At 68.4% G+C, this 26,647-nt stretch carries 31 protein-coding genes; 20 read left to right on the top strand and 11 right to left on the bottom strand.

The genetic code is table 11. The features are described from left to right. Nucleotides 1-19: 19 nt before the first annotated feature. Nucleotides 20-688, bottom strand: coding sequence for a maleylpyruvate isomerase family mycothiol-dependent enzyme (locus ACIA49_RS17840; protein ID WP_396378263.1), 669 nt, complete (start codon nt 686-688; stop codon nt 20-22). Continuing rightward, nucleotides 679-1,329, bottom strand: coding sequence for a pyridoxal 5'-phosphate synthase (locus ACIA49_RS17835; RefSeq protein ID WP_396378262.1), 651 nt, complete (start codon nt 1,327-1,329; stop codon nt 679-681). The genes ACIA49_RS17840 and ACIA49_RS17835 overlap by 10 nt, the downstream gene beginning before the upstream one ends. A gap of 122 nt (nt 1,330-1,451) precedes the next feature. Between ACIA49_RS17835 and ACIA49_RS17830 the strand changes: the two genes are divergently transcribed. From ACIA49_RS17830 to ACIA49_RS17805, 6 genes are all read left to right on the top strand, one after another. Beyond that, on the top strand, nt 1,452-2,117 hold the full coding sequence (locus tag ACIA49_RS17830) for a VOC family protein (protein ID WP_396378261.1): 666 nt from the start codon (nt 1,452-1,454) through the stop codon (nt 2,115-2,117). Nucleotides 2,118-2,121: 4 nt separating this feature from the next. Further along, a complete protein-coding gene (gene dapE / locus ACIA49_RS17825) occupies nt 2,122-3,186 on the top strand; it encodes a succinyl-diaminopimelate desuccinylase (protein WP_396378260.1) in 1,065 nt (354 codons plus the stop codon). Nucleotides 3,187-3,223: 37 nt separating this feature from the next. Next, complete coding sequence (locus ACIA49_RS17820; protein WP_396378259.1) at nt 3,224-4,096, top strand: TIGR00730 family Rossman fold protein; 873 nt, start codon at nt 3,224-3,226, stop codon at nt 4,094-4,096. 65 nt (nt 4,097-4,161) lie between these two features. After that, nucleotides 4,162-5,460 carry a DivIVA domain-containing protein gene (locus ACIA49_RS17815; RefSeq protein ID WP_396378555.1) on the top strand — a complete coding sequence of 433 codons (1,299 nt, stop codon included), beginning with the start codon at nt 4,162-4,164 and terminating at the stop codon, nt 5,458-5,460. Then, nucleotides 5,460-5,912 (top strand): SRPBCC family protein, encoded by a 453-nt coding sequence (locus ACIA49_RS17810; RefSeq protein ID WP_396378258.1) that lies wholly within the window; start codon nt 5,460-5,462, stop codon nt 5,910-5,912. The genes ACIA49_RS17815 and ACIA49_RS17810 overlap by 1 nt, the downstream gene beginning before the upstream one ends. After that, entirely contained in the window at nt 5,909-6,469 is a 561-nt protein-coding gene (locus tag ACIA49_RS17805; protein WP_396378257.1) for a DNA-3-methyladenine glycosylase I, read from the top strand. The genes ACIA49_RS17810 and ACIA49_RS17805 overlap by 4 nt, the downstream gene beginning before the upstream one ends. 214 nt (nt 6,470-6,683) lie before the next feature. On the opposite strand, the gene ACIA49_RS17800 is transcribed toward ACIA49_RS17805, so the two are convergent. Both ACIA49_RS17800 and ACIA49_RS17795 read right to left on the bottom strand, forming a co-directional pair. Continuing rightward, the gene (locus ACIA49_RS17800; protein ID WP_396378256.1) at nt 6,684-7,475 is read right to left on the bottom strand and encodes an enoyl-CoA hydratase/isomerase family protein; all 792 of its coding nucleotides are present in this window, start codon (nt 7,473-7,475) and stop codon (nt 6,684-6,686) included. A 33-nt stretch (nt 7,476-7,508) separates the two neighbouring features. Further along, nucleotides 7,509-8,315, bottom strand: coding sequence for a PaaX family transcriptional regulator C-terminal domain-containing protein (locus tag ACIA49_RS17795; protein WP_396378255.1), 807 nt, complete (start codon nt 8,313-8,315; stop codon nt 7,509-7,511). Nucleotides 8,316-8,479: 164 nt separating this feature from the next. On the opposite strand from ACIA49_RS17795, the gene ACIA49_RS17790 reads away from it, so the two are divergent. From ACIA49_RS17790 to ACIA49_RS17780, 3 genes are all read left to right on the top strand, one after another. Next, a complete protein-coding gene (locus ACIA49_RS17790; RefSeq protein WP_132174389.1) occupies nt 8,480-8,647 on the top strand; it encodes a DUF3117 domain-containing protein in 168 nt (55 codons plus the stop codon). A 121-nt stretch (nt 8,648-8,768) separates the two neighbouring features. After that, on the top strand, nt 8,769-10,301 hold the full coding sequence (locus tag ACIA49_RS17785; RefSeq protein ID WP_396378254.1) for a leucyl aminopeptidase family protein: 1,533 nt from the start codon (nt 8,769-8,771) through the stop codon (nt 10,299-10,301). A 181-nt stretch (nt 10,302-10,482) separates the two neighbouring features. Further along, on the top strand, nt 10,483-11,436 hold the full coding sequence (locus ACIA49_RS17780; RefSeq protein WP_396378253.1) for a type IV toxin-antitoxin system AbiEi family antitoxin domain-containing protein: 954 nt from the start codon (nt 10,483-10,485) through the stop codon (nt 11,434-11,436). Nucleotides 11,437-11,568: 132 nt separating this feature from the next. Here ACIA49_RS17780 and glgA read toward each other — a convergent pair whose 3' ends face one another. Genes glgA through ACIA49_RS17765 form a run of 3 tightly spaced genes read right to left on the bottom strand, consistent with a single transcriptional unit; the run spans nt 11,569 to nt 13,847 of the window. Then, complete coding sequence (gene glgA / locus ACIA49_RS17775; RefSeq protein WP_396378252.1) at nt 11,569-12,726, bottom strand: glycogen synthase; 1,158 nt, start codon at nt 12,724-12,726, stop codon at nt 11,569-11,571. A gap of 19 nt (nt 12,727-12,745) precedes the next feature. After that, nucleotides 12,746-13,294 carry a GNAT family N-acetyltransferase gene (locus ACIA49_RS17770; RefSeq protein WP_396378251.1) on the bottom strand — a complete coding sequence of 183 codons (549 nt, stop codon included), beginning with the start codon at nt 13,292-13,294 and terminating at the stop codon, nt 12,746-12,748. A gap of 10 nt (nt 13,295-13,304) precedes the next feature. After that, a complete protein-coding gene (locus ACIA49_RS17765; RefSeq protein ID WP_396378250.1) occupies nt 13,305-13,847 on the bottom strand; it encodes a GNAT family N-acetyltransferase in 543 nt (180 codons plus the stop codon). A gap of 64 nt (nt 13,848-13,911) precedes the next feature. On the opposite strand from ACIA49_RS17765, the gene glgC reads away from it, so the two are divergent. The 10 genes from glgC to ACIA49_RS17715 all read left to right on the top strand — a co-directional run bounded on the left by glgC (nt 13,912) and on the right by ACIA49_RS17715 (nt 22,562). Continuing rightward, nucleotides 13,912-15,180 (top strand): glucose-1-phosphate adenylyltransferase, encoded by a 1,269-nt coding sequence (gene glgC / locus ACIA49_RS17760; protein ID WP_396378249.1) that lies wholly within the window; start codon nt 13,912-13,914, stop codon nt 15,178-15,180. Further along, nucleotides 15,177-16,418, top strand: coding sequence for a kynureninase (gene kynU, locus ACIA49_RS17755; RefSeq protein WP_396378248.1), 1,242 nt, complete (start codon nt 15,177-15,179; stop codon nt 16,416-16,418). The genes glgC and kynU overlap by 4 nt, the downstream gene beginning before the upstream one ends. After that, nucleotides 16,415-17,710 (top strand): FAD-dependent oxidoreductase, encoded by a 1,296-nt coding sequence (locus ACIA49_RS17750; RefSeq protein WP_396378247.1) that lies wholly within the window; start codon nt 16,415-16,417, stop codon nt 17,708-17,710. Before kynU ends, ACIA49_RS17750 begins: the two co-directional genes overlap by 4 nt. Continuing rightward, nucleotides 17,707-19,209 carry a 2-hydroxymuconic semialdehyde dehydrogenase gene (locus tag ACIA49_RS17745; protein ID WP_396378246.1) on the top strand — a complete coding sequence of 501 codons (1,503 nt, stop codon included), beginning with the start codon at nt 17,707-17,709 and terminating at the stop codon, nt 19,207-19,209. Before ACIA49_RS17750 ends, ACIA49_RS17745 begins: the two co-directional genes overlap by 4 nt. Beyond that, on the top strand, nt 19,206-19,616 hold the full coding sequence (locus tag ACIA49_RS17740) for a RidA family protein (protein ID WP_396378245.1): 411 nt from the start codon (nt 19,206-19,208) through the stop codon (nt 19,614-19,616). Before ACIA49_RS17745 ends, ACIA49_RS17740 begins: the two co-directional genes overlap by 4 nt. Nucleotides 19,617-19,621: 5 nt before the next feature. Next, nucleotides 19,622-20,131 (top strand): 3-hydroxyanthranilate 3,4-dioxygenase, encoded by a 510-nt coding sequence (locus tag ACIA49_RS17735; RefSeq protein ID WP_396378244.1) that lies wholly within the window; start codon nt 19,622-19,624, stop codon nt 20,129-20,131. Next, nucleotides 20,132-21,127: an amidohydrolase family protein gene (locus ACIA49_RS17730; protein WP_396378243.1), complete on the top strand. Its 996-nt coding sequence runs from the start codon at nt 20,132-20,134 to the stop codon at nt 21,125-21,127. After that, nucleotides 21,124-21,846, top strand: a complete 723-nt coding sequence (locus ACIA49_RS17725; RefSeq protein ID WP_396378242.1) for an alpha/beta hydrolase family protein — start codon at nt 21,124-21,126, stop codon at nt 21,844-21,846. Before ACIA49_RS17730 ends, ACIA49_RS17725 begins: the two co-directional genes overlap by 4 nt. A gap of 101 nt (nt 21,847-21,947) precedes the next feature. Beyond that, nucleotides 21,948-22,241, top strand: a complete 294-nt coding sequence (locus ACIA49_RS17720; protein ID WP_396378241.1) for a hypothetical protein — start codon at nt 21,948-21,950, stop codon at nt 22,239-22,241. A gap of 90 nt (nt 22,242-22,331) precedes the next feature. Then, nucleotides 22,332-22,562, top strand: coding sequence for a hypothetical protein (locus ACIA49_RS17715; RefSeq protein WP_396378240.1), 231 nt, complete (start codon nt 22,332-22,334; stop codon nt 22,560-22,562). Between the two features lie 49 nt (nt 22,563-22,611). Here the strand turns inward: ACIA49_RS17715 and ACIA49_RS17710 are convergent, their stop codons facing one another. Together ACIA49_RS17710 and ACIA49_RS17705 are read right to left on the bottom strand one after the other, a co-directional pair. Beyond that, nucleotides 22,612-23,301, bottom strand: a complete 690-nt coding sequence (locus tag ACIA49_RS17710) for an O-methyltransferase (RefSeq protein WP_396378239.1) — start codon at nt 23,299-23,301, stop codon at nt 22,612-22,614. A 155-nt stretch (nt 23,302-23,456) separates the two neighbouring features. Next, nucleotides 23,457-24,239, bottom strand: coding sequence for a DeoR/GlpR family DNA-binding transcription regulator (locus ACIA49_RS17705; RefSeq protein ID WP_391546331.1), 783 nt, complete (start codon nt 24,237-24,239; stop codon nt 23,457-23,459). Nucleotides 24,240-24,340: 101 nt separating this feature from the next. Here ACIA49_RS17705 and ACIA49_RS17700 point away from each other — a divergent pair, with 101 nt between their 5' ends. Then, nucleotides 24,341-25,234 (top strand): SIS domain-containing protein, encoded by an 894-nt coding sequence (locus ACIA49_RS17700; RefSeq protein WP_396378238.1) that lies wholly within the window; start codon nt 24,341-24,343, stop codon nt 25,232-25,234. 48 nt (nt 25,235-25,282) lie between these two features. Here ACIA49_RS17700 and ACIA49_RS17695 read toward each other — a convergent pair whose 3' ends face one another. Both ACIA49_RS17695 and ACIA49_RS17690 read right to left on the bottom strand, forming a co-directional pair. After that, nucleotides 25,283-26,107, bottom strand: a complete 825-nt coding sequence (locus tag ACIA49_RS17695; protein WP_396378237.1) for a hypothetical protein — start codon at nt 26,105-26,107, stop codon at nt 25,283-25,285. A 1-nt stretch (nt 26,108) separates the two neighbouring features. Continuing rightward, nucleotides 26,109-26,630 (bottom strand): SigE family RNA polymerase sigma factor, encoded by a 522-nt coding sequence (locus ACIA49_RS17690; protein WP_396378235.1) that lies wholly within the window; start codon nt 26,628-26,630, stop codon nt 26,109-26,111. Nucleotides 26,631-26,647 lie beyond the last annotated feature (17 nt).

Below are 26,647 nucleotides of genomic sequence, written 5' to 3'. Positions count from 1 at the left end.
GTGCAGGAATGCGCAACGGTCAGGGGTAGGGGAGGAGCTCCGGGATCGGTCCCTCGACCGCGGTGGTGGGCGGACGACCGGCGTACCAGGCGGTGAGCGCTGTGAGGGTCCCGGTGAGGACGTGCTCCTCACCGGTGCCGTTCTCCCAGACCGGACTGTCTGACGGTCGCAGGACCAGGTGGACGCCGTTCGGGGTGCGGGGGCGGAGGAAGTCGAGCAGATGCGCGCAGAAGCTCGCCGGCCACTCGTCCGGGGTAGCGCCGAGCCCCAGGTCGCTGGTGTGGATCTCCAGCTCACGCCAGGTGGCGTCGATGCCGTGGGCGAGGGTGCTGTTGCGGTGCGAGATCGGCCGGGACCAGTCGTCAGGCCCGACTCGGTCCCAGGCGGCCAGGAGTGCGGTGACTGCCTCGTTGAGGTCGTCGACGAGCACTGCGGCCGGTCGGCCCGCACCTGCCTCGATAGCCGCGTCCCGAGCGGGCCGGCCGCCGTCGTACACCTCGACGAGCTCGCCCCGCAGGGCGTACTCGACCTGGCGGGTGAAGGCTCGGGAGAAGTTCGCTACGTGGGTGATCAGGTGGCCGCGCGTCCAGCCGGGCAGCTCGGAGTCGCCACGGGCCGTGGCTTCGTCCAGACCGGCCACCAGCGAGCTCATCCGAGCCGCGGCGGTCTTCACGTCGATCAGGGCCACAAGCGCTCCTTCGTCCAGGTGTCGGTCAGGCGGTACCGCAGGCGGAGATGGCGACGGTCCGGATCCGCCTGCCAGAACTCCACCTCATCTGCTTGCAGCGTGTACAGCGTCCAGTTCTCCGCGACCAGGCCCGGGTCGGCCGTTAGCCGCTCGGTCTGCGCCGCCACGGCGGCCTCGACCTCGGCAGGATCGTCCAGTACGTCGCTCTGGCGCGCTGCCGCCGCCATGGCGCGCGACGACACCGGCCGGCCCAGGAAGTCGCGTGCCGACTCCTCTGGGGCAGTAGGCTCGACCCTGCCGAGCACACGCACCTGGCGGCCGAGCGGGATCCAGTAGAACGTCAGAGCGGCGTACGGGGTCTTGAGCAGTTCGAGGCCCTTGGGGCCGCTCCACGTCGAGGCGAACTGCCAGCCCTCCGCAGTCACGTCCTTGAGGATCAGCACTCGCGCATTCGGTCGGCCGTCAGCCCGGACCGTGGACAGCGTCGCGGCCAACGGCTCCGGGGTCTGCTGGTCCACCGCCGTCAGTAACCAGTCGACGAACAGCTCATGCGGGGTCTCCGGCGCACCGTCCGGATCGAACTGCGGCGGAGCCCCGGTCAAAGTCGGTACGGCGCGCAGCCGGGTCCGCAGGTCAGTCACACCCTCGACCCTAAGTCAGATCAAGCCCGCCCGCAGATCGTCCTGCGTCCGAAAACACGCCGACGACGCACGTCACTCGTTCGGACGCAAGGAATGGGGGACGGCGTGGTTAGCCTGATCGCATGACGGTGGCCCGGTTCAAGGACTTGTGTATCGACGCGAACGGTTCGCCCACGATGGTGGCGTTCTGGGCGCGGGTGCTCGGGCTGACCGTGCCGGCCGACAACCCGACGGTGCTGCACGGCGACACGCCCGAGAAGACGATCTGGATCAACACGGTCGGGGAGCCGCGGACGGGGAAGAACCGGGTGCACCTCGATGTGCACACCGCCTCGATCGACGACCTGGTCGCGGCCGGGGCGACCGTGCAGGAGCAGCACTCGCACTGGACCGTGCTGACGGATCCGGAGGGTGGGGAGTTCTGCGGATTCGTCCGGGAACGGGTTCCGGCGTACCGGCTGATGGAGCTCGTCGTGGATACCGTCGACCCGCGGGCACAGGCCGAGTGGTGGGCCGGAGTGGTCGGTGGAGACGTCCAGCACTCGGCGGACGCGCCGTGGTACTGGCTGGAGAACGTGCCCGGTCTGCCGTTCGCCTACTGGGTGTTCGTGCCGGTGCCTGAGCCGAAGACGGTGAAGAACCGCGTGCACTGGGACGTGACCGCCCCCGCGCTCCAGCCTGTGCTGGACGCCGGTGCGACGCTGCTGCGGCCCAAGGACGATCAGATCGGCTGGCACATCTGTGCTGACCCCGAGGGCAACGAGTTCTGCGTGTTCCTAGAGCATTGACCCCATGACCCTAGACCTGACTGTGTCCGGACCCGACCTGACCGAGGCGCTGGTCAACATCTCGTCGGTCAGTGGGACCGAGGAGCCGCTGGCCGACCAGGTCGAGGCCGCGCTCTCGGCGTACTCGCATCTGAAGGTATTCCGGCACGGGAACACCGTGGTGGCGCGGACCGACTTCGGGCGGGCCGAGCGGATCGTGATCGCCGGGCACCTGGACACGGTGCCGCTGAACGACAACCTGCCGGCGCGGCGCGCGGACGGGTTGATCCACGGGCTCGGAGCCTGCGACATGAAGGGCGGGGTCGCCGTCGGGCTCCGGCTGGCGGCCACGCTGACCGAGCCGAACCGGGACATCACCTACGTCTTCTATGACTGCGAAGAGGTCGAGTCGGAGCGCAACGGGCTGTTCAAGCTGACCCAGTCGAACCCTGAGCTGCTCGAGGGCGTGTTCGCGGTCGTGATGGAGCCGTCGAACGCCGTGGTCGAGGCGGGCTGCCAGGGGACGATGCGGATCGAGGTCACCACCCGGGGCGAGCGGGCGCACTCCGCACGGTCGTGGATGGGCCGGAACGCCATTCACGCGGCCGGAGACGTGCTGGCCCGGCTGGCGGCGTACGAGCCGCGGCGGGTGCCGATCGACGGCCTGGAGTACCGCGAGGGGCTGAACGCGGTCGGAATCACCGGTGGGGTCGCGGGGAACGTCGTACCGGACCTGTGCACGGTGGAGATCAACTACCGGTTCGCGCCGAGCCGGTCCGAGGCGGAGGCCGAGGCGCACCTGCGCGAGGTCTTCGACGGCTACGACATCGTGGTGACGGACTCCGCACCGAGCGGGTTGCCAGGGCTGGAGCGGCCGGCTGCGGCGGCGTTCCTGCAGGTGGTGGGCGGTGAGCCCAAGCCGAAGTTCGGGTGGACTGACGTGGCGCGGTTCACGCTGCTCGGCGTACCGGCGGTGAACTACGGGCCCGGCGACCCGCTGTATGCGCACAAACAGGATGAATTCGTGCCGGAGGCCGAGATCGAGCTGTGTGAACAGCGGTTGAGGAGTTGGTTGACCGCGCCCGCGTGAGCCCATGCCGTCTCCGGATAGGTCCTAACCTGGGGGCATGGCAGAACAACCCTCGATCCACCCCGACCGTCCGGTCGGCCACCAGCAACGCGGACCGGTCGTGATGCGGCGCAAGCAGGTGCAGCAGTCCACGTCCGAGCAGCGGTTGCTGGACAGCCGCGGGCCCTCCGACTGGGTGCACACCGACCCGTGGCGGGTGCTGCGGATCCAGTCGGAGTTCATCGAGGGGTTCGGCATGCTCGCCGAGCTGGGGCCGGCGATCAGCGTGTTCGGGTCGGCGCGGACCAAGCCCGAAGACCCCATGTACGGCGCAGCCGAGGAACTCGCGCGGAAGCTGGTGGACGCCGGGTACGCGGTGATCACCGGCGGCGGGCCGGGCGTGATGGAGGCGGCGAACAAGGGCGCCTCCGAGGCCGGTGGCGTCTCGGTCGGGCTCGGGATCGAGCTGCCCTTCGAGAACGGCCTGAACGAGTGGGTCGACATCGGGATGAACTTCCGGTACTTCTTCACGCGCAAGACGATGTTCGTGAAGTACGCGCAGGGGTTCGTGGTGATGCCGGGTGGGTTCGGCACGCTCGACGAGCTGTTCGAGGCGCTCACGCTGGCGCAGACGCGCAAGGTGACGTCGTTCCCGGTGGTGCTGTTCGGTACGTCGTACTGGGGCGGGCTGGCCGACTGGCTGCGCGAAACCATGCTCGTCGACGGGAAGATCTCGGCGGCCGACCTCGACATGTTCACGATCACCGACTCCGTGGACGAGGCCGTGAGCTACATCGTCAAGTCCGCCGAGCTGGCCGACGCGGCGGCCGAAGAGGCGGCGTCGAACGCTGCTGAGCAGGTCGCCGAGGCGGAGAATCCGGCCGCGCGGGAGCGTCGTGAGCAGCACCGGCTCGGGTCCGACGGGAGCTAGCTTTCGGCTCAAAGACCCGCCGATTGTGCGGGTGACTGGATCGGCATGGCACGATCGGTCCCGTGATGTGGTTCTTCGGGTTGATCGTGGTGCTGTTGATCGGGGCCGTCGCCGTCGTGGCCTCGGGACGTTGGGGTGCCATGAGCCCCGCGTACGACGACCGCCCCGACATGACTGTCCCCGCGCGGCAGGCGCTGACCTCGACCGAGATCGAGTCGGTCCGGTTCGCCGTCGGCCTGCGCGGCTACCGGATGGACGAGGTCGACACGCTGCTCGAACGCGTCGCCCGGGAGGTCGCCGAGCGCGACCGCCGGATCGCCGATCTCGAGCGGGCGGTCGCCCCGATCCTTGATTCGCCCGACGGGGACGGGTTCGCGTCCCGCAACAGGTACACCGCCGCCGACTTCGACGACACCGGCTCCCAGGAGCCGATCCTCGTCGGCGGCGACTTCCCGCCGGCCGAGCAGACCACCGCAAGCGAAGAGCCGCCCGCAGCTCCGACTCCGACCCCGATGCCGGCCCCGGTCGCGGCGGCGCCTGGGGTGACGCTTCCGGTGGTCGCCGTCCCGGCAGCTCCGTCGCCCGCTGAGCCTCAGCAGCCCGCGGCCGACCCCGCGCCGGCGGCAGCCGAGCCCGCACCGCAGCCGGTCGCTGAAGCCGCGGCTCAGCCTGAGTCCACACCTCAGGCGGTTGCCGAGGAGCCGCCTGCTACGGCTGCGAACGAGTACGAGCGGCTCCAGGCCGAGGCCCGGGCCCTGCTCGAGGCCACCACTGGCAGCCTCCCCACCATCCGCACCACGGACAAGCCAGCCACCCCCGCTGCGCCTCCGCAGGTCCCCGACGCGCGAGCCACCCCGGCGGACCAGCCCCCGGCCGGCTCCTGGTTCCAGGAGCCGCCAGCTCCTCAGCAGTTCCAGGGCCAGGACCAGTCCGGCGCGGCCTACCCGCAGCCGACCCAGCCCACGCCGTACCAGCAGCCCACACAGCAGTCGGCGGGCCAAGCGACGCCGTACCGGCAGGACGCTCCGGCAAACCAGGAAGCTGACCAGGCTCAGTTCACCCTGCGCCCCTCGGAACGCCAGCAGACTCCGCAGCCGACACAGCAGTCCGCGGCTCAGCCCTCGCCGTACCAGCAGCCCCCGAGCCAGCCCACGCCGTACCAGCAGCCTGCGCAGGCGCCTCAACAGCAGGCGGCGCCGGTGCCGCATTGGGTGCAGCCGCAGGTGGCCCAGGAGCAGGCCAACGGGGGTGCCGAGGCGCCGCCGGAGGGCTGGGAGGCGTGGGAACCGCCGTCGGGCGATCCTGGGGCTCAGGGACGGCACAGCGCGCCGCCGGATCAACCGGCGTACCGGCGTCCTAGCTGATGACATCCAGCGGCACGTGCCACGCGGAGGCTTCGATCGAACTGGAGCTGGAGCAACAGGACGCGTGGGATGTGGTGGTGGATTGGTCGCGGCAGTCGCGGTGGATGTTGTTCACGCGGGTGTGGGCGACCGGGCAGGACGGCGTCGGTGTCGGCGGGGGAGTCGCGGCGCGAACTTCTGTCGGTGGCATCGGGTTCACTGACGACATGGTCATCACGAACTGGGATCCACCGCACGAGTGCACCGTGAAACACCTCGGCACGATCGTCCGCGGCACCGGCACGTTCGCCGTCACCTCGACCGGGAGCGCCGGCAGCGTGTGCACCTGGTCGGAGGACGTGATCCCGCCCCTCGGCAAGCTCGGGCGACTCGCTTGGCCGGTCGTGCGACCGGCGTTCGAACTGATGATGAAGACTTCACTGAAGCGGTTGGTCAAGGAGGTCGCGGCGTGACCGTCATCGGGGACGACGGGCAGCCGCGCTGCGGGTGGGCGACGTCGGCGCCGGAGTACATCGCGTACCACGACAACGAGTGGGGCAAGGAGATCCGCGACGACCGCGGACTGTTCGAGCGGCTCACGCTGGAAGCGTTTCAGTCCGGCCTGTCGTGGATCACGATCCTGCGGAAGCGGGAGAACTTCCGGACCGCGTTCGCGCACTTCGATCCCGAGGTGATCGCGAAGTACGGCAGTGACGACTTCGACCGGCTGATGGCCGATCCGGGGATCGTGCGGAACCGGCTCAAGATCAACGCCACGATCTCGAACGCGCGCGCCCTGCTCGAGCTCGACGACGGCGAGCTCACCAACCTGCTGTGGAGCTTCCAGCCGGCCAAGCAGAAGGCGCCGAAAACACTGGGCGACGTCCCGGCGACGACACCGGAATCGGTGGCCATGGCGAAGGCCTTGAAGAAGAGCGGATTCGTGTTCGTCGGCCCGACCACGGCGTACGCGTTGATGCAGGCGACGGGCATCGTGAACGACCATCTCGCGACCTGTATCGCCCGCTGAACAAGGCGAATGCAGAGGCCAGATGCACGTGCATAACGCACGAAATCGTGCAATTCGCGGTGACTGGAAGACAAACGGCTGAACGAGTTGTGTTACCCCTACAGAACGTGATGTGGTGTTCAGCGGACTCCCCGTCTGTCAGGTGGTTGTCCGGTCGTGACTCGCCCGACCGGAAAGCGGCCGGGGAGTCCACCAACGTGACGAGAGCCGACCTTCACCGCCCGGTGAAGGTCGGCTTCTCCTTGGCCACGAACGACGCGACGGCGTTCTTGTGGTCCTCGGTGTCGCCGGTCAGTTGCATCTTCGACGCCTCGAACGCGAGCGACTCGGCGAGCGTGTGCGACGCGGCGTACGCGACCGACTGACGTACCGACGCATAGGCGACCGTCGGTCCGGCCGCGAGTTTTGCGGCAAGGTCCGTAACGGCCGCCTCGAGCCCCTCGGCCGGTACGACGGACGACGCCAGCCCGAGCTCGAGTGCCTCGGCCGACTTGATGGTCCGCGGGAAGTACAGCAGCTCGATCGCCCGGGCCTGACCGATCAGTCGCGGCAGCGTCCAGGAGATCCCGGTGTCGCACGACAGCGCGATCCCGGTGAACGCGAAGTTGAACCCGGCCGTCTCCGACAGGATCCGGAAGTCGCACGCGAACGCCATCGACGCGCCGGCCCCGGCCGCGACGCCGTTCACCGCGGCGATCACCGGCTTCGGCATCTCGGCCAGCGCCAGCGCGATCGGCGCGTAGTGATCCGGCACCGTGCTCCAGAGCGCCTCGGTGTCTCCTGCCTGCAGCAACCCGATGTGCTCCTTCAGATCCTGACCGACGCAGAACGCGCGCCCGGTCCCGGTCAGCACCACGACCCGTACGGCGTCGTCCTCGGCCGCGGCCTGGATCGTGTCGCGCAGCAGCACCTTGGTGGCGATGTCGAGCGCGTTCATCGCGTCCGGCCGGTTCAGGGTGATGGTGGCGACACCTTCGGACACGTCGTACGTGACGGAGTCACTCATCGTGGTCAGCTCCTTGACAGTGGGTGAGGAAATTCAGTGCGTCGTCAGGCAGTCGTCGACGAAACGCCCGGCCGCGGGGCCCAGTCGTTCCGCGTGGAAATCGAAGTATGCGGCGGCCCGGGTGCCGGCCCAGTCCGACGGCAGCAGCTCGGCCGGTAGCCCTGGATCGAGGAACAGGAACTTGCGCCACTCGTGTACCAGTTCGGAGCGGACGGCGAACGCCTGCTCGTCGGTGGTGCCGTCCCCGGCGGCGTCGACCAGGGCCTTGGCCTCGATCAGCCAGGCGTCGTACGAGGCCCCCAGGTCGTCGAGTTTCCAGACCCGCCGGGCGAACTCGATCGCGCCCTCGTCGACGGGCGCCCGGAAGCGGTCCGCGGTGATTCCCTCGACCTCGAGAATCTGGTCGACCTCGGTGTCGTTGCGCAGCCCGACCCAGGCGCCGTCGGACAGCGGAGCCCAACCCAGGAAGGCGAGTTGGCTCGCCAGCTGCTCGCGACGGCGGGCGTTCGGGACCTCGTGCAGGATGCCCAGATGCCAGTGCCGGTCCCAGCCCGGGACCCCGTCCGGGCCGGTGCCGTCGGCCCCGGTCCGGTAGATCCGGGCGGCCGCGTCGTCGAGCCGGCGGCGCGCCCGGGCCGACAACGCGTATCCGGGCTGCCCGTCGATCCGGACCGGCTCCAGCCAGGCCTGCCGGACCATCCGCGACACGGCGGTCCGGACGGCCGGTGGATGGACGCCGAGGGGTGCGAGCAGGCGCACGAGGGCGGCCACCGGTGCTCGCGCTCCACGCGCGCGCAGGTGGTCGCCGTACAGGTCGAAAAGGGCTGAACGGGCGTGCACAAAACCCGAGTCTGCCGTATGGTGCGCGCCTTCGGCCTGTGATCGGGGATAATGGGTCCGGATACACACTGCGATACGCGCCGACGGCGCATCACCACAGGGCGCCGGCGACGGTCGGCCGCGTGGTGTCGTCGCTCAACACCGAACTGGGAAGGGGTGCGCGCATGGCGGCGATGAAGCCGCGGACGGGCGATGGTCCGCTCGAGGTCACCAAGGAGGGCCGCGGAATCGTGATGCGGGTTCCGCTCGAGGGCGGGGGCCGGCTCGTGGTCGAGCTCAACGCCGACGAGGCGACCGATCTCGGTAATGCACTGAAGGCCGTCGTCGGCTGACCGACTCTCCGGGGTGCCTCTTCCGCACTCCTTTGTCATTCCTTCGACCCCGGTGGGTGCCTTTTCCGGTACCGACCGGGGTCGTTACGGTGGGCAGCAGTTTCTCTTTGACACTTGACCAGTGAGGACCCCTCTAGTGGCTCGCCGCATCAGCACCTTCGCGTACCCGACGATTCCGGCCGTGGCCTGGCAGCCCGGGTTGCCGGTGCACGGCTCGTCCACCTGGGTGGTCGTCGTGGGGTCGGGCGGCCTGCCGGCCGCGGCGAAGGAGGCCGGGCAGCGGCTCGGCGTCGACCTGGACCGGCTGCTCGAGGTGCAGCAGGAGGCCGGCTTCAGTGCGTCGGCCGGTACGACGGTGGCCTACCCGCTGCTGTCGGGTGAGGTCAGCGAGGTGCTGCTGGTCGGCGCCGGTGACGCGACGGCGAAGGAGCTGCGCCACGCCGGCGCGGCGATCGCCCGGTTCGGTCGCGGCAAGGACGAGCTCACCACCGTCGTTGCCGAGGGCATCGACGACCAGGCGCTGCAGGCCTTTGCCGAGGGCATCGTGCTCGGCTCGTTCAGCTACACCCTGAAGACGGTCGACAAGGGCAAGCCGGTGGTCGCTCGAGTGACCCTGACCGACGGCTCCACCGCCGAGCGGCAGGCCGTGATCGACCGCGGCATCGTGATCGGGCGGACGGGCTGGGTGGCCCGGCAGTTCGCGATCACCCCCTCGAACGAGAAGGACCCGTCCTGGCTGGCCGCCCGCGCCACCGAGCTGGCCGCGTCCACCGGCCTCGAGGTGACGGTCTGGGACGAGAAGCAGCTCGCCGCCGACGGCTTCGGCGGCATCCTCGCGGTCGGCCAGGGCTCGACCCGCCCGCCGCGGCTGATCCGGATGGACTACGTCCCGGACGGTGCCACGGACAAGACGCCGTACGTCGTCCTGGTCGGCAAGGGCATCACCTACGACACCGGCGGCCTGTCGCTGAAGCCGCGCGAAGGCATGGTGTCGATGAAGCGCGACATGACCGGCGGCGGTTCGGTGATCGCGACCATGTCGGCCCTGCGTGAACTGGGCGCGAAGGTCAAGGTCACCGGCCTGATCTGCTCGGCCGAGAACATGCCGTCCGGTTCGGCGTACCGGCCCGACGACGTCATCCGCCACTACGGCGGCCGCACCACCGAGGTCAAGAACACCGACGCCGAAGGCCGCCTGGTGATGGCAGACGGCCTCGCCTACGCCGTACAGGACCTGAAGCCCGACGTCGTCGTCGACATCTCCACCCTCACCGGCGCGATCAAGGTCTCGCTCGGCGCCATGCTGTACGGCGGCCTCTTCGCCACCGACGACGCCCTGGCCGACAACCTCACCGACGCCGGCCGAGTCTCAGGCGAAGAGCTCTGGCGGATGCCCCTGGCCGACCAGTACCAGGACCTCATCTCCACCCCCATCGCCGACTCCGTCAACTCCTCCAAGGGCCCCGGCTCCATCACCGCCGCCCTCTTCCTCAAAGCCTTCACCGGCACCACCCCCTGGGCGCACCTCGACCTCTCCTCGATCGCCGAGTCCCCCGCCGACCGCCACGAATACTCCGCCGGCGCCACCGGCGCCGGCGCCCGCCTCCTAACCACCTGGCTAACCACCGCTTCCCCCACCGCCGGCATCGCCTAACCCCACCCCCCGCCCACCACCCCGCCCGACCCCATTTGGTGGGTGCACCCACCAAATGGGAGGTTCTCGCCCCGAAATATCGGCGGGGAACCTCCTAGGTGGTGGGTGCACCTACCAAAGTTGTCCACAGGTGCCGCGTCGAGGCGAGCGGGGAGAGGGCCGGGACACCGATGCTGGGGGGATGAACCCAGAGTTGGCACGCGTTGCGGCGCGGCAGGGCGGTGTGTTCAGCCGCCTGCAAGCGATGATCGCCGGGTATGCACCGGACCAGATTCGGGACCGTCTGAAGAACGGCCGCTGGGAGCGGCTTCGGCACGGGCAGTACGCCGAGGCCGTCGATCTGAGGGACTCGGCTGCCTGGGATCGGCACTTGTTTCGGCATCGGCGCCTCGTCCACGCCGCGGTGAATGCGATGCAGCCAGGGTCGGTGGCAGTGAGCCACTACTCGGCGCTCGTCCTGCACGGTGTACCAGCGTGGGGCGCTGATCTCGAGGAAGTACAGCTGACGCGGTTGACCGGACGCAGCAGACTGAAGGCCGGTACCAGGCATCACGAAGGAAAGCTGACGACGGCGGAGCTGACGCAGGTCGATGCGCTGACGGTGACATCGGTCGAGCGTGCGTTGATTGAGAACGCCAGCAGGGCGTCGTTCGAGTCCGCCGTGGTCAGCGCCGACGCAGCGTTGCGGCGACCGGACGTGAGTGCCGAGGTGGTTCGCCGGCTGCTCGAGACGACCGAGTGCTGGCCCGGAAGCCCGACGATCACGTCAGCTATCGCTTTCGCCGACCCGTTGTCCGAATCGGTGGGAGAGTCGCGGGCGAGGGTGCTGATGCGCAACGAGGGCCTGCCGCGCCCCGTCCTGCAGGCGGTCTTCTCGGACAGGGCCGGATTCATCGGACGCGTCGACTTCTACTTTCCGGAGGAGATGACGGTTGTCGAGTTCGACGGCATGGTGAAGTACGCCGACGGATCAACGACGACCTTGATCGACGAAAAGCTCCGCGAGGACCGTCTCCGCGCGCTCGGGCTGGAGGTTGTGCGCATCACCTGGGCCGACCTGGAGCGCCCCGCTCGTACGGCGATGCTGATCCGCCAGGCGTTCGCTCGCGCACGCCGAGCCCGCGTCGCCGGCTGAGCCTGGAGGGGTGCACGCACCAAATAGGGGGTTCCCACCCCGGAATTTCGGCGGGGAACCTCCCATTTGGTGGGTGCACCCACCAAATGTCACCGGGGGGGAGGTGCGGAGGAAGGGGGGGTGGGGGTGGTCCTAGACGGTGAGGCTGTTGTAGAGGTGGACGGTGCGTTCGGCGACGGCGTCCCAGCCGAACTCCGACACTGCTCGGGTGCGGCCGGCCTTGCCCATGGCCTCGGCCTTGGCGGGGTTGGCGACGAGCTCGTTGATGCCTTCGGCAAGTTCGCGCTCGAAGGTGTCGATGTCGTTCTCGTCGTAGCGGACGAGGGTTCCGGTCACGCCGTCGTCGACGACCTCCGGGATACCGCCGACCGCGCTCGCGACGACGGCGGTCTCGCAGGCCATCGCCTCGAGGTTGACGATGCCGAGCGGCTCGTAGATCGACGGGCAACAGAAGGCCAGGGCGTGCGTCAGGACCTGCCGGACCTCTTCGCGCGGCAGCATCTCCGAGACGACGAAGACGCCGTCACGAGATGCGCGAAGCTCGTCGACGAGGGCGTCGGTCTCGGCCTTGAGCTCGACCGTGTCAGCTGCACCGGCGAGCAGCACCAGCTGCACCGACGGGTCCAGCTGCAGTCCGGCGCGGAGCAGGTGCGGAACACCCTTCTGCCGGGTGATGCGGCCGACGAACGTCACGTACGGCCGGCTCAGGTCGACGCCGAGCCGCTCCAGCACGTGGGTCGCTGGGTCCGGGTGGTAGAAGTCCGCGTCGATCCCGTTGGAGATGACATGCACCTTGGCCGGGTCGATCGACGGGTAGCACTCCAGTACGTCGTCCCGCATCCCGCGGCTGACTGCGACCACCGCGTCAGCAGCCTCGTACGACGTTTGCTCGGCCCAGCTCGACAGTCGGTAGCCACCGCCGAGCTGCTCGGCCTTCCACGGCCGGCGCGGCTCCAGCGAGTGGGCGGTCACCACGTGCGGTACGCCGTACAGGAGCTTGGCCCAGTGGCCGGCCATGTTCGCGTACCAGGTGTGCGAGTGCACGAGCTGTGCATCGCCGACGGCGGCGGTCATGGTCAGATCGGTGGAGAGGATCCGCAGCGCCGCGTTCGCACCAGGGATCCGCGGGTCGTCCTCGGAGTGGGCGGTGGCGCCCAGGCGTGGCTCACCCATGCAGTGCACGTCGACGTCGAGCAACCGGCGCAACTCGCGCACCAGGAAGTCGACATGCACCCCCGCCCCGCCGTACACGTCCGGAGGAAACTCACGCGTCAGAATGGCGACCTTCATAAAGTCCGACGATAAGTCATCAGGACGTGTGCGTAGCCACCCAGAACCGCAGCTTCCCGTGTCGCTCGTCCTCCAGCTCGCCGCCGGCCGCCTGGATCACCTTGCGGGACGCCACGTTGTCCGCGTCGCACGTGACCAGTGCCGGGTCGATTCCAAGGTCCGCCGCGAAGGGCAGGGACTGGACGAGCATCTGGGTCGCGTAGCCCCGGCGACGGGCCGACGGCCGGACGCAGTACCCGATGTGCCCGCCGATCTCCAGGAGCTGTGGGCTCAGCTCGTGCCGGATGGAGAGCCGGCCGAGCCACTCCACGCCGTCGACGAACCAGAGGATCGTGTAGGGCACGATCCCGTCCATCAGTACTGCGTCGGGGTCAGCAGCGCCGCGGATACCGTCGACGAGTCGTGAGAACTCGGCCGGGTCGGCTGCCTGCTCACGGGTCCAGTTCTCCTCTTCGCCGCCGACGAACGTCTCGGCACCCATCCACCGCTCCTCTTCCGGCGTCAGCTCGTCCCAGGCAGCCAGGTAGGACAGATGGACGGCGACAGTGGGCTCGACGAGGGTTGGCATCCTCCCAGTCTTACGCACGGCCGGTAGCCACCCAGTAGCGCAGCTTGCCCTCGTACTCGTCCTGCAGCACGCCTCCGGCCGCCTCGATGGCCTTCCGCGACCCCACGTTGTCCACCAGGCACGTGACCCGGGCAGGGTCGATGCCCAGCGCCGCAGCGACCGGCAGCGACTCGCGCAGCATCGCCGACGCGTACCCACGACGCCGGTACGACGGACGCACGCCGTACGTGATGTGTCCGGCGACCTCGGCGAAGGCGGGGCCGAGCTGGTGCCGGATCGAGAGGCGGCCGAGCCACTCCGCGCCGTCGACGTACCAGAGCACCGTCTGCGGCAGCATGTCCGGACCGAGCGCGGTCCCAGGAGTAGCCTCGCTCGCGACTGCCGCCACCATGGCAGCGAACTCCGACGGGTCAGCCGCCTGCTCCCGCGTCCACTCCGGTACGCCGGCCACCACCGACCGGGCTCCCATCCAGCGGCTGTCGAGGCCGAACTCGTCCCAAGCGGCCAGGAACGACTGGTGAACGTCAACGGTCGGAGTGGTGAGCCTTGGCATGCTTCCAGTCTCGCGACACTCGCAACTGCTTATGCACCCGGACAACGGCGGCTAAGGTGCGGACATGGCAAAGGCGCCCAAGATTCTCGGAATTGTCCTGGCCGGTGGTGAGGGGAAGCGGCTGATGCCGCTGACGGCGGACCGGGCCAAACCGGCTGTGCCCTTCGGCGGTAGCTACCGGTTGATCGACTTCGTGCTGTCCAACCTGGTGAATGCGGGGATCCGCAGTCTGTGTGTGCTGACGCAGTACAAGTCGCACTCACTGGACCGGCACGTCACGATCACGTGGCGGATGTCGACGTTCCTCGGCAACTACGTCACCTGTGTGCCGGCCCAGCAGCGGCTCGGCCCGCAGTGGTACCAGGGCAGTGCGGACGCGATCTACCAGTCGATGAACCTGATCAACGACGCCAAACCCGACATCATCGTGGTGTTCGGCGCGGACCACGTGTACCGGATGGACGCCTCCCAGATGGTGGCCGACCACATCGCCCGGGGCAACGGGGTGACCGTGGCCGGCATCCGGGTGCCGCGGGCCGAGGCGTCGGAGTTCGGCGTGATCAAGACCGCGGACGACGGTCACACGATCGCCGAATTCTTGGAAAAACCAGCGGAGCCCCCAGGTTTGCCGGACTCGCCGGACGAGACGTTCGCGTCGATGGGCAACTACGTGTTCAGCGCCGATGTCCTGGTGGAGGCGCTGCGCAAGGACGCCGCCAACCCGGCGTCCCGGCACGACATGGGTGGCGACATCGTCCCGATGCTGGTTGCCGAGGGCAAGGCCGGTGTCTACGACTTCAAGGACAACGACGTACCCGGTGCGCTCGACCGGGACCGCTCGTACTGGCGGGACGTGGGCTCGCTGGACTCGTACCACGAGGCGCACATGGACCTGGTCTCGATCCAGCCCGTGTTCAACCTCTACAACTCGGACTGGCCGATCTTCACCTCCCACCCGCAGTTGCCCGGTGCGAAGTTCACCGACAACGCCACGGTGAGTGAGTCGATCATCTGCCAGGGCTCGATCGTGTCCGGTGCGACCGTCGACCACTCGGTGCTCGGGTCGAACGTGAAGGTCGGCGCCGGTGCGCTGGTGGAGCGTGCGGTGATCATGGACAACTGCACGATCGGCGCCGGCGCGGTGCTGAAGAACGTCATCCTGGACAAGAACGTGGTCATCCCGCCGGGTGTCGAGATCGGGATCGACCCCGACTTCGACCGGCAGCGTGGCTTCACCGTCTCCAAGGGCGGTGTCACGGTGCTCGGCAAGGGCCAGGTGGTGGAGCCGCCCGTGGCCAAGGCAGTCGTGGAGCCGGAGGTCGCCGAGGCATGAGCTCGGAGGCGGAGGCACGCGCACTGGACGCCAGCGACCCGGGCCACCGCGAGCTGTTCGACATCCCGACGGCGACCGAGGGCCGCTACCGGGAGGTCGCGTACTTCGCCGGGAACTCGCTCGGCCTGCGCCCGAAGGCCACTCGGGGCGAGCTGCTCGCGGACCTCGACTCCTGGGCTGCCCTCGGCGTGGAAGGCCATCTGGAGGGTGAGCGGCCCTGGCTGCCGTACCACGAGCTGCTGACCGGACCGGCGGCTCGACTCGTCGGTGCGCTGCCCAGCGAGACCGTGGTGATGAACTCGCTCACGGTCAACCTGCACCTGCTGATGGTGTCGTTCTACCGGCCGACGGCGTCGCGGTACCGCATCCTCATCGAGGACTCCGCCTTCCCGTCAGACAGCTACGCAGTGCAGTCCCAAGCACGTTTCCACGGGTACGACGACGCTGTCGTCCGCCTGAAGCCCAGACCGGGCGAGGACTGCCTCCGTACGGCGGACGTGCTCGACCGGCTCGGTGATGACGTGGCACTGGTGCTGCTGGGCGGAGTGAACTACCTGACCGGTGAGCTGATGGACATCCCCGCCATGACGACAGCTGGGCAGGCGGCGGGTGCAGTGGTCGGCTGGGACCTGGCGCACGCAGCCGGGAACGTACCGCTGGAGCTGCACGAGTGGGGCGTCGACTTCGCCGCCTGGTGCTCCTACAAGTACCTGAACTCCGGACCGGGCTCGTTGGCCGCAGCGTTCGTGCACGAGCGGCACCTGGGTGGTCAGCTGCCGCGGTTCGAGGGCTGGTGGAGCACGGAGGCGTCCACGCGGTTCGAGATGGCAGCCGAGTCCCGGCCGCCTGCCTCTGCGGACGCCTGGCAGGTGTCGAACCCACCGATCTTCTCGATGAGCCCGGTGCGCACGTCACTCGAGATCTTCGACCGCATCGGCATCGGCGTCCTGCGCGAGCGCAGTCTGCGGCTGACGGCCTACCTGGAGAAGCTGTTGGCAGCGGTGCCGGTGCAGGTGATCACACCGACCGATCCGGTACGGCGGGGTGCCCAGCTCTCCCTGCGAATCGGTGGAGCGCTGACCGCCGGTGAGCTCGCCAAGAAGCTACGGTTCGAGTACGGCGTGATCGCGGACGCACGGGAACCAGATGTGCTCCGACTGGCGCCGGTGCCGCTGTATTCGACGTACCACGACTGCTGGCGCGCAGCGGCAGCGCTGGCCGAGGTGATCGCTGGATGAAGGTTGCAATCGTCGGAGCCGGGCTGACCGGCAGTCTGCTGGCGTGTTACCTCGCCCGGCGTGGGCTGACTGTGACCCTGTACGAGCGCCGCCCGGACCCGCGCGTCGGTACGACGGACCGGGGCCGGTCGATCAACCTGGCGATCTCCGAACGCGGTCTGGACGCCCTGCGGCGGATCGGGCTGGACACGACGGTGATGGCCGATGCGCTGCCGATGAAGGGCCGGATGATCCATCCGGTCGCCGGACCGCTCGACTTCCATCAGTACTCGGCCAGAGGCGACCGGGCGATCAACTCGATCAGCAGGGGCGCGCTGAACAACGCACTGCTCACAGCGGCCTCGACCGCTAAGGGTGTGTCGGTCGAGTTCGAGCACCGGTTGTGCGAGCTGGACTCCGCCGCCGGTCGGCTGGTGTTCCAGACCCCGTCAGGCAAAACGACAGCGACAGCTGATGTGATCCTCGGCGCGGACGGCGCAGGGTCCGCCGTACGGGAGCAGTTGCTTGCTGAGGGCATCGTTGCCGAGAACGTCGACTTCCTGGACTACGGGTACAAGGAGCTGTCGATTCCGGCCGTGGACGGGGAGTTCGCGCTCGACCCGGGCGCACTGCACATCTGGCCGCGTGGGACGTCGATGATGATCGCCCTGCCGAACCCGGACCGCTCGTTCACGTGCACGCTGTTCTGGCCGGCTGGCTCGTTCGACGCGCTCACCACGGCAGACGCGATCACGACGTACTTCAGTGAGCACTATCCGGATGTGTTGCCGTTGGCACCGAATCTGATCGACGACTACCTGCACAACCCGGTCGGGGTGCTCGGCACTGTCCACACGCTGCCCTGGCAGGCCCACGGCCGGACTGCCCTGATTGGCGACGCTGCGCACGCCATAGTCCCGTTCTACGGCCAGGGCGCCAACTGCGCGTTCGAGGACGTCGTAGAGCTGGACCGGTGCCTGGACGACACAGGTGGTTCGTGGGCCCGCGCATTGCCGCTCTTCGAGGCACGCCGACGCGAGAACACCGAAGCCATCGCCGACATGGCACTGACGAACTTCATCGAGATGCGCGACAAGGTGGCGTCACCAGTCTTCCGACTGACCAAGCAGGTGGAGCACGCGCTCGAACGCCTCCTGCCCGGCCGGTACGTCTCCCGCTACGAGCTCGTCTCCTTCAGCACCACCCCGTACGCCGAGGTCCAGCGCAGAGTCCAACGCCAACACCGGTACGTCGGTCTCGCGGCGGCGGGCCTCGCTCTGATCGCACTGAGGTTGCTGAGGAGACTCCAATGACGCTGTGGACGCCGGAGCTGCTCACCGGCCAGCCAAAAGACGTTGGGCTGCTGCAACACTTCGTCGGCGGCTCCTTCGTCGACTCGCCCAAGCGGTTCGCCAAGGTGAGTCCGGTGACGGGGGAGCAGATCTTCGAGGTGTGCGAAGCCGACGAGTCCACTGTGGACGCAGCCGTCGCCGCAGCCCGCGCAGCCCTCAAAGGTCCGTGGGGACGCATGGGGGAGCAGGAGCGCGCCAACGTCCTGCGGCGCGTGGCGGACGAGCTGGAGCGCCGGTTCGACGACCTGGTCGCGGCTGAGGTCGGTGACACCGGCAAGTCGATCAGTCAGGCGCGCACCCTCGACATCCCGCGCGGTGCGGCCAACTTCCGCGCCTTCGCGGACTTCGCGACCACCACGCCGACCGAGTCCTACACGACCACCCTTGCGGACGGCCGCCGGGCGCTCAACTACGCGGTCCGCAAACCGGTCGGTGTCGTGGCGATCGTCGTACCGTGGAATCTCCCGCTGCTCCTGCTGACGTGGAAGGTCGCGCCGGCGCTTGCCTGCGGCAACGCAGTGATCGTGAAGCCGTCCGAGGAGACGCCGTCGTCGGCGACCGTGCTCGCCGAGGTGATGGCGGCGGCCGGCGTACCGGACGGGGTCTTCAACCTCGTGCACGGCCTGGGCCCGTCGTCCGCGGGTGAGTTCCTGACCCGCCACCCAGGCATCGACGCGATCACCTTCACCGGTGAGTCCGCGACCGGTACGGCGATCGCCAAGGTGGCCGCGGAGCGGGTGAAGTCGGTCTCGTTCGAGCTCGGCGGCAAGAACGCCGGCCTGATCTTCGCCGACGCCGATCTGGACGCGGCCGTCGAGGGCTCGGTCCGCTCGACCTTCACCAACGGCGGCCAGGTCTGCCTCTGCACCGAACGCCTGTACGTCGAGCGTCCCGTGTACGACGAGTTCTGCACCCGACTGGCGACCCGGGCCGGCGAACTCACCTACGGCTGGCCCGCCGACGAGGCGACGGTCAACATGCCGCTCATCTCGAAACAGCATCGTGACAAGGTGCTCTCGTACTACGACCTGGCGCGAACCGAGGGGGCCGACGTGCTCGCGGGTGGCGGCGTACCGGCGTTCGGCGATGCTCGCGACGGTGGTTGCTATGTGCAACCGACTGTCGTGACGGGACTGCCGGTGGATGCCCGGACCAACCGCGAGGAAGTGTTCGGGCCGATCTGCCATATCGCGCCGTTCGACACCGAGGACGAAGCGTTTGGCTTGGCCAACGACAGTGATTACGGGCTCGCGGCAACAGTCTGGACGCGGGACGTCGGTCGCGCACACCGGGCCGGCGCTGCTCTCGACGTCGGCCTGGTCTGGGTCAACACGTGGTTCGTCCGCGATCTGCGCACGCCGTTCGGTGGGATGAAGCTGTCCGGGGTGGGACGCGAGGGCGGGCGGCACTCGTTCGACTTCTACTCCGAGCCGACCAACGTCTGTGTGGAGATCTCGTGACAGTCGTTCCAGGTAAGGCGAAACCGCGCGGTCGCTTCCCGCACGTGAAGGTGTCGGGCGGCTTCGCGTTCGTGTCCGGCACGTCCAGCCGACGTCCTGACAACACCATCGCGGGTGCATCGGTCGACGAGCTCGGCACGACGACACTCGACATTCGCGAGCAGACGCGCGCCGTACTGGAGAACATCCGCGACATCCTGGCCGCAGTGGACGCCGGGCTGGAAGATCTGGTCAGCGTCACGGCGTACCTGGTGTCGATGAACGACTTCGGTGGCTACAACGAGGTCTACGGTGAGTTCTTCGACGAGAACGGACCTTCCCGGACGACTGTGGCGGTACATCAACTGCCGCATCCCCAGTTATTGATAGAGATTCAGGCCGTAGCGGCGATCCCGGCTAAGGAGTGAACCCCATGAAGGCGACGAACTTTCCGGAGTGGATCGAGGAGAACAAGCATCTGCTGAAGCCGCCGGTCGGCAACAAGCAGATGTTCCCGACCGGGGACGACTTCATCACGATGGTTGTCGGCGGCCCCAATCAGCGCACCGACTTCCACGTCGACCCGTACGAGGAGTTCTTCTACCAGATCAAGGGCGAGCTCCGGGTCAACGTGATGACCGAGGACGGGCCGGAGACCGTCGAGGTGAACGCGGGGGAGATGTGGGTGCTGCCGCGGAACATGCCGCACTCGCCGCAGCGCGGTCCGGACTCGATCGGCCTGGTGATCGAGCGGGTCCGGGAGCCCGGCACGCTGGAGAGGTTCCGCTGGTACTGCGGTGAGTGCAGCGCGGTCGTGCACGAGGTCGAGCTCCAGGTGACCGACATCGTCGCCGACCTGCCGCCGGTCTTCGCCGCGTTCTACGAGAGCGAACAAGCCCGCACCTGCCCGTCGTGCGGCACCGTTCACCCAGGCAAGGCCTGAGTGGCTGTAGACGTCCACACCCACTTGGTCCCCAAGGGCTGGCCGGATCTCGCGGCCGCCTGTGGGGGTGAGGGGTGGCCGTGGTTGCGGGTGGACTCCGAGCGGGCCGCGATGATCATGGTCGGCGAGACCGAGTTCCGCCCGGTCGGACCGCAGGCGTGGGACACCGCCGTACGGCGGGACGATATGGATGCCGATGGCATCGATCTGCAGGTGGTGTCGCCGACGCCGGTGTTCTTCGGGTACGACCGGCCGGCGGATCAGGCGGTCAAGCTGGCGAAGATCTTCAACGACCGCACGCTCGAGACGCTGACCGGCGATGAGCGGTTCGTACCGTTCTGCCAAGTGCCGCTGCAGGATCCGGACGCCGCCTGCGCCGAGCTGGATCGCTGCCTGACCAATGGGCACCTGGGTGTTGAGATCGGCAACCATGTCGGCGACAAGGATCTCGACGACGCCGGGATCGTTGCCTTCCTCAAGCACTGTGCCGAGACCGGTACGCCGGTTCTCGTGCACCCGTGGGACATGCCGGGTGGACCGCGGCTGGACCGGTGGATGGCGCGCTGGCTGACCGGCATGCCGGCCGAGACACATCTGTCCATCATCGCGATGATCCTCGGCGGAGCCTTCGACGTACTGCCGGAGTCGCTGCGGATCTGTTTCGCCCATGGTGGTGGGAGTTTCGCGTTCTGGCTCGGGCGGCTGGAGAACGCCTGGAACCGGCGCGGCGACATCGTGCGTGGTTGCTCGGAGCATCCACCGTCGCACTATCTGCAGCGGTTCTTCGTCGACACAGTGGTGTTCGAATCAGCGCCTTTACGGTTACTTGTCGATACCTTGGGAGAAGACCGGGTACTGGTCGGCAGTGACTACCCCTATCCACTGGGTGAGCGACCGGTCGGGGAGGTGGTGCGGAAAGCCGGCTTCCTGACCGCGGAACAGCAGCAGAAGTTGTTGTCCACGAACGCGATGACCTATCTCGGGAGGTCTGAATGAGCGAGGACCGATCGGTACTGACCCGCTCGGCGCGTGAGCCCGATGAGGAGCTCCGGTACGGCGAGCACGCGGACCACGTTATCGACCACTGGCACGCGAAGAACCCACGGCCACTGGTCGTCTACGTCCACGGCGGTTTCTGGCGCCCGGAGTACGACCGCGTGCACGCCCGCCCGCTCGGCGCCGCGCTCGCCGACCTCGGCTGGCCGGTTGCCTCCCTCGAGTACCGCCGCGTGCCTGGTGAACCAGACATCACCACAGGAGACATCCGTACGGCGCTCGATACGCTCCCCGACCTGATCGACGTACAGGACGGGTATGTGCTGGTCGGTCACTCTGCGGGTGGGCAGTTGGCGCTGTGGGCCGCTGCGACGCTCAACCCCGTCCGCCTCCGTGGCGTGGTCGCGCTGGCTCCGGTCGCCGACCTCCTGCTTGCTGACCAGTTGATGCTGGACGACAGTGCCGTACAGGCCTTCATCGGCAGCGGCGTCCGCAACGACCTGGACCCTGTGCACCTCCCGGCCCCGATCGCGTCGGTGTCGATCCTGCACGGTGTCAACGACACCCGCGTACCGCTGCAGCTCAGCGAGTCCTACTTCACCGCGCACCCGACCGCTCGCTTCAACCGCATCCCCGACTGCGGTCACTACGAGCTGATCGACCCACTCACCGACCCCTTCAACGACCTGGCCACCGAACTGGCCCGCCTCACCACGTAGCCCTTCGGCCCACCCCGAAGCCCGGCTTCGAGTCGCCTCGAAGGGTTCGCCCGCCACTCCCTGCCTCCGCACACTGGACCAGACCAGTTTGAGGAGGATTCATGCGACGACTCATCGCGCTCGCGGCGCTCCCCATCGCCGCCGCCGCGCTCACCGCACTCCCCGCCCACGCCCACGCCCACGCCACCAGGAACGCCGTCCCCTGCATCGTGAACAAGGACCACGCCAAGCTCATCTGGGCAGGCGGTCAGTTCACCGAGTACCTGAACCGCGGCGAAACGTTCTACGTCAACGACCCGACCGACACCGGCTGGGTCTGGGGTGACCACCACGACCCCAACGGCGGCTCCATCGAGCAGATGCAACGCATCGACCTCAACTGCCCCGGCGACTGATCGGTCGATCGTTTCAAACGATCGTCTGGGGGTGACCTGGTCAGTGGATACGGTCCTTCGGGACTAGACCGCTAACTCGGGAGACGATACATGCGTAAGTTGATGGCTGTTCTCGCCCTCGGCGCTGCCGCTGCGGCGATTGCTCCGGCGGCCGGAGCTTTTGCCCAGACGGAGGGGCATCGCGAGTACCGGGGGCACTTCGCCGCGGGGCAGGACTGCGACCGTGAGGGTGCCCGCATCGAGGCGAACGGCAAAGCTGACGGCTGGGTCTGCGAGGTCAGTCAACTCGGCGGCTTCAACCTCTACATGATCTACAACTGAGCCCACGCCTCAGTGAGCGCGCCGTCCGGTTGCCCGGGCGGCGCGTTTGTTAGTTGAGGCGTTTGGTGGCGGCCAGGAGGCCGTCAGAGGTGGGGAGGAGGGCGGAGACGAGGTTGTCGTCTTCGCGGACCGCGCGGAGGAGGTCGCGCAGGGCGGTGGTGTCGGGGTCTCGGTGGGCCGGGTCGGGGACGCGGGCTCCGGTGAGGAGGCCGGCGAACACGACGATGCCACCGGGGCGCAGGAGGCGGAGGGCCTCGTGCAGGTACGCCGTGTTCTCGCGGCGGTCGGCGTCGCAGAAGACCAGGTCGTAGTGGCCGTCGGTGAGACGGGTGACGACGTCGAGGGCGGCGCCGGCGATCAGGCGGAAGCGGTTCGAGGTGACGCCGGCGTCGAGGTAGGTCTTGCGTGCCAGGCGCTGGTTCTCGGCGTCCAGGTCGACCGTGGTCAGGGTGCCGTCGGTGCGCATGCCGCGGAGCAGGGCCAGGCCGGAGACGCCGGTGCCGGTACCGATCTCGACGACGGCCTTGGCGCCGACGGTGGCGGCCAGCAGGCTGAGCGCGGCGGCCGCGCCAGGCCCGATCGCGGCCACGCCGAAGTCGTCGGCGGTCGCCCGAGCACCGGTGACGACTTCGTCCTCACCGACGTAGTCCTCGGCGTACGCCCAGGAGGTCGGGTCGATGCCGGTGGCGATGATGCCCTCCCGTAGGTCTGCAGGGTTCTCTGCGGCTGCGCTGCTCATGCTGCCCAGAAGCCTAGCGGCACTGAGTCTCGTTTCCCTGCCTCCCGCGCGGAGATTGCGCAAACCTGCTCATTACAACCAGCCCGCGATCAGATATGATCGTCGTACACGGACAGAGCTCTCCCAGGGACAGGAGGTACGACGAGATGACGCTGCTAGGCGCGGATGACGTCGATGCCGGCTTCCTTGAAGATCGTCAGCTGACCTTCTTCGGCCTGGGCGTCGGTGACGAGGGTGTCGATCTCGCTCAGTTCGCAGATCCGGGCGAAGGCACGCTGGCCGAGCTTCGAGGAGTCGGCGACCACGACGACCTTGGCGGCCCGGCTGACGATCAGCTGGTTGATGTTCGCCTCGCCCTCGTGATGAGCGGTGGCGCCGGTCTCGTCGATCCCGTCGACGCCGATGAAGGCGATGTCCAGCGACAGGTCGGCCAGGATCCGGTGCGACAGCGGCCCGATCATCTCGTAGGACTGCGGCCGGGCCACCCCGCCGGTGAGCACCATCTTCACGTGCGGCCGGACGATCAGCTCGTTGGCGATGTTCAGTGCGTTGGTCACCAGCGTGAAGGCCGGCTCACCGTGCTCGGCGGACAGCTCCGGGCGGGTCGCCAGCGTGCGCGCCACCTCGGAGATCGTCGTACCGCCGTTCATGCCGATCACCATGCCGCGCCGAACCAGCGTGGCGGCGGCTTGCGCGATCCGCTGCTTCTCGGAAGCGAAACGCGCAGTTTTGTAGCGCAAGGGCAGGTCGTACGACACCGCGTTGGCGACGGCACCGCCCCGGGTCCGGGTGAGGAGTTGCTGCTTGCCCAGGTGATCCAGGTCGCGCCGGATCGTCGCCGCGGACACATGCAACTGCTCGGCGAGTTCGTCGACGTCGATGGCGCCCTTCTCGGCGAGCGACTCGAGCAAGGTGTTGAGGCGTTCATAACGCTTCACCCGGGGCTCCTCCTTCACACTTTCGGTCAGCCGGATGGCGGCCGGTTGGCACCATTCGATCACGTTCGAGCAGTTTCGACCATGACAAGTCCGGAGACGACATGACTCAGACGCCCGATGAGACCCCTTTCGTGACCGCGGAGATCGCCACCCAGCCGGAACTCTGGCGTCAGGTCGGCAGCAGTTTCGCGCAGTACGGTGACGCATTGCCCACCGCCGGTCAGCGTGTTGCAGCCGTCGGCTGCGGCACCTCGTGGTTCATGGCGATGGCCTACGCGGCCCTGCGCGAGGACCTCGGCCAGGGCGAGACCGACGCCTTCGCCGGCTCGGAGTTCCCCAAGGACCGCGGGTACGACGTCATCGTCGTGATCAGCCGGTCCGGTACGACGACCGAGGTGCTCGACCTGATCCGGTCGACCGACGTACCGACCGTGGCGATCACCGCGACGCCCGGCTCGCCGATCGTCGAGCTCGCCGACCGGACGATCATGCTCGACTTCGCCGATGAGCAGTCCGTTGTGCAAACCCGCTTCGCGACGACCGTGCTCGCGCTCCTGCGCGCATCGCTCGGTCAGGATCTGGAGCAGGCGGCCGCGGATGCGCAGACTGCTTTGAGCATCGATGTGGACGAGCTCGCCAAGCTGGAGCAGGTCACGTACGTCGGTACCCGGTGGACCGTCGGCCTGGCCCACGAGGCGGCACTGAAGCAGCGCGAGGCGGCGTCGGCATGGACCGAGGCCTACCCGGCGATGGACTACCGGCACGGTCCGATCGCGATCGCGCAGCCCGGTCGCGGCGTCTGGATCTTCGGCGAGCCGCCGGTCGGTCTGCTCGACGACGTCGCTGCCACCGGCGCCACGATCGTGCACCACGCCGAGCTGGACCCGCTGGCCTCACTGGTCGTCGCCCAGCGTGTCGCCGTCGCCAAGGCGCTCGCCCTCGGCCTGAACCCGGACCAGCCACGCAGCCTGACCCGCTCGGTCATCCTGCCCTGAACGCAGTCAGGCCCGGCCGCTGGAACGACCGGGCCTCGTGGATGATCGCTAGAACCAGGTCTTGCTGGTGACTGCCTGCTTGAGCTGCTCCTGGCTGAACGGCGGCTGCGAGGACAGGTTGGGACCGCCCTTGCGGCCGTAGGTGTAGGACTGGATGAAGATCTCGTAGTGGTCCTTGGTGATCAGCATGGCCGAGTTGCCTCTGCCGCCGCCGTCCACCGCCGGCTCCTGCCCGGAGTCCGACAGCAGGAACGTGCCGTCCGGGCGCGCGGCACAGGTCTGCCCCTGCCGGCTGATCTCCGCGCAGCGCTGGGCCGGGGTGCCGCTGTAGGCGCTGAAGGCGACGGTCGTCAGATAGCCCTTCCAGAGGAAGTGGGCGATCTGGTTCTGCTTGCCGTCGTCGATGATCCGGCCGGTGCGCTTCTCGGCCTGGGTGATCTTGCCGGGGAAGAGTTGCGTGAACGTGCCGGGCAGGCTCGCTGCTCGGACCGGGATCTCGGCGGTCGGAGGCGGCGGGATGTTGGTGGGCTTACCAGACGGCTTGCCCGACGGCTTGTTGGCCGGCGGTGGCACGGGTTTGCTGGTCGGCGGAACCAGCGGCGTGGGAGTGCTCGCAGAGACGGCCGGAGCGCCCGCGGGAGCGACTCCACCACTGCCGAGACCAGGTCCGACGGTCAGAGCTGCCCCTACGACACCGACCACGCCGACGGCGGCGGCGAACGCCGTACCGGCTGTTTGGAGGCGGTGCTTGGCGCGGCCGCGGGTGATTCCGCCGCTGACCAGGGCCGCGACGTCCACCTCGACATCGCGTGCTGTGTCGTGGAACAAGGTCGAGACCCGCTCGTCGCCGGGGGTGATGTTGTCGTCGTACATGTCAGTCCTTTCCGATCCTCAGTGAGTCGTCGGCCAGCCCGCGGATCCGTTCGAGTGCGCGCATGCTGCGGTTGCGCACCGCGCCCGGTGAGGCACCCATCCGGTCGGCGACCTCGTCGACACTGAGGTCCTCGAGGTAGCGCAGCACCAGCACCACGCGATCAGCCGGTGCCAGTTCGGCCAGCAGGGCCCGCAACGCGAGCCGCACGTCGGCCGTCGCTGCCGGATCGTCGACCAGCTGCTCCGGTACGTCGGCGTACGGCTTCTCGTCGCTGCTCCGGCGCCGCTTCCCACCCAGGAACGTCCGGGTCAGCGTGGTCTGCGCATAGGCCGCCGGGTTGTCGATCCGGCTGAACGGCCGTCGCCACCGTGCGTACAGCTTGGCGAGCGTCTCCTGGACGAGGTCCTCCGCCTGATGGTGGCTACCGCACAGCAACCACGCCGAGCGGTAGAGCTGAGCAGCCCGCGCGACCGCGAACTCTTCGAACTCCTGCTCCTGACTCGACCCACTGCGTTTCGGCATCGTTCTCCTCGGTTGGC

Origin of the sequence: Kribbella sp. NPDC051587, from assembly GCF_044453945.1 — a bacterium.
Lineage (GTDB): Bacteria > Actinomycetota > Actinomycetes > Propionibacteriales > Kribbellaceae > Kribbella.
The sequence above is the reverse complement of the archived record's forward strand: the minus strand, read 5'-3'. Positions and strand labels throughout refer to the sequence as shown.

Excerpts from the sequence above, each read along its gene's own strand:
- dapE (WP_396378260.1), top strand. The coding sequence starts at position 2,122 with ATGACCCTAGACCTGACTGTGTCCGGACCCGACCTGACCGAGGCGCTG.
- ACIA49_RS17690 (WP_396378235.1), bottom strand. The coding sequence starts at position 26,630 with ATGCCGAAACGCAGTGGGTCGAGTCAGGAGCAGGAGTTCGAAGAGTTC.
- ACIA49_RS17750 (WP_396378247.1), top strand. The coding sequence starts at position 16,415 with ATGAAGGTTGCAATCGTCGGAGCCGGGCTGACCGGCAGTCTGCTGGCG.
- ACIA49_RS17720 (WP_396378241.1), top strand. The coding sequence starts at position 21,948 with ATGCGACGACTCATCGCGCTCGCGGCGCTCCCCATCGCCGCCGCCGCG.
- ACIA49_RS17830 (WP_396378261.1), top strand. The coding sequence starts at position 1,452 with ATGACGGTGGCCCGGTTCAAGGACTTGTGTATCGACGCGAACGGTTCG.
- ACIA49_RS17780 (WP_396378253.1), top strand. The coding sequence starts at position 10,483 with ATGAACCCAGAGTTGGCACGCGTTGCGGCGCGGCAGGGCGGTGTGTTC.
- ACIA49_RS17810 (WP_396378258.1), top strand. The coding sequence starts at position 5,460 with ATGACATCCAGCGGCACGTGCCACGCGGAGGCTTCGATCGAACTGGAG.
- kynU (WP_396378248.1), top strand. The coding sequence starts at position 15,177 with ATGAGCTCGGAGGCGGAGGCACGCGCACTGGACGCCAGCGACCCGGGC.
- glgC (WP_396378249.1), top strand. The coding sequence starts at position 13,912 with ATGGCAAAGGCGCCCAAGATTCTCGGAATTGTCCTGGCCGGTGGTGAG.
- ACIA49_RS17790 (WP_132174389.1), top strand. The coding sequence starts at position 8,480 with ATGGCGGCGATGAAGCCGCGGACGGGCGATGGTCCGCTCGAGGTCACC.
- glgA (WP_396378252.1), bottom strand. The coding sequence starts at position 12,726 with ATGAAGGTCGCCATTCTGACGCGTGAGTTTCCTCCGGACGTGTACGGC.
- ACIA49_RS17820 (WP_396378259.1), top strand. The coding sequence starts at position 3,224 with ATGGCAGAACAACCCTCGATCCACCCCGACCGTCCGGTCGGCCACCAG.
- ACIA49_RS17735 (WP_396378244.1), top strand. The coding sequence starts at position 19,622 with ATGAAGGCGACGAACTTTCCGGAGTGGATCGAGGAGAACAAGCATCTG.
- ACIA49_RS17765 (WP_396378250.1), bottom strand. The coding sequence starts at position 13,847 with ATGCCAAGGCTCACCACTCCGACCGTTGACGTTCACCAGTCGTTCCTG.
- ACIA49_RS17745 (WP_396378246.1), top strand. The coding sequence starts at position 17,707 with ATGACGCTGTGGACGCCGGAGCTGCTCACCGGCCAGCCAAAAGACGTT.
- ACIA49_RS17710 (WP_396378239.1), bottom strand. The coding sequence starts at position 23,301 with ATGAGCAGCGCAGCCGCAGAGAACCCTGCAGACCTACGGGAGGGCATC.
- ACIA49_RS17695 (WP_396378237.1), bottom strand. The coding sequence starts at position 26,107 with ATGTACGACGACAACATCACCCCCGGCGACGAGCGGGTCTCGACCTTG.
- ACIA49_RS17700 (WP_396378238.1), top strand. The coding sequence starts at position 24,341 with ATGACTCAGACGCCCGATGAGACCCCTTTCGTGACCGCGGAGATCGCC.
- ACIA49_RS17715 (WP_396378240.1), top strand. The coding sequence starts at position 22,332 with ATGCGTAAGTTGATGGCTGTTCTCGCCCTCGGCGCTGCCGCTGCGGCG.
- ACIA49_RS17725 (WP_396378242.1), top strand. The coding sequence starts at position 21,124 with ATGAGCGAGGACCGATCGGTACTGACCCGCTCGGCGCGTGAGCCCGAT.
- ACIA49_RS17800 (WP_396378256.1), bottom strand. The coding sequence starts at position 7,475 with ATGAGTGACTCCGTCACGTACGACGTGTCCGAAGGTGTCGCCACCATC.
- ACIA49_RS17815 (WP_396378555.1), top strand. The coding sequence starts at position 4,162 with ATGTGGTTCTTCGGGTTGATCGTGGTGCTGTTGATCGGGGCCGTCGCC.
- ACIA49_RS17770 (WP_396378251.1), bottom strand. The coding sequence starts at position 13,294 with ATGCCAACCCTCGTCGAGCCCACTGTCGCCGTCCATCTGTCCTACCTG.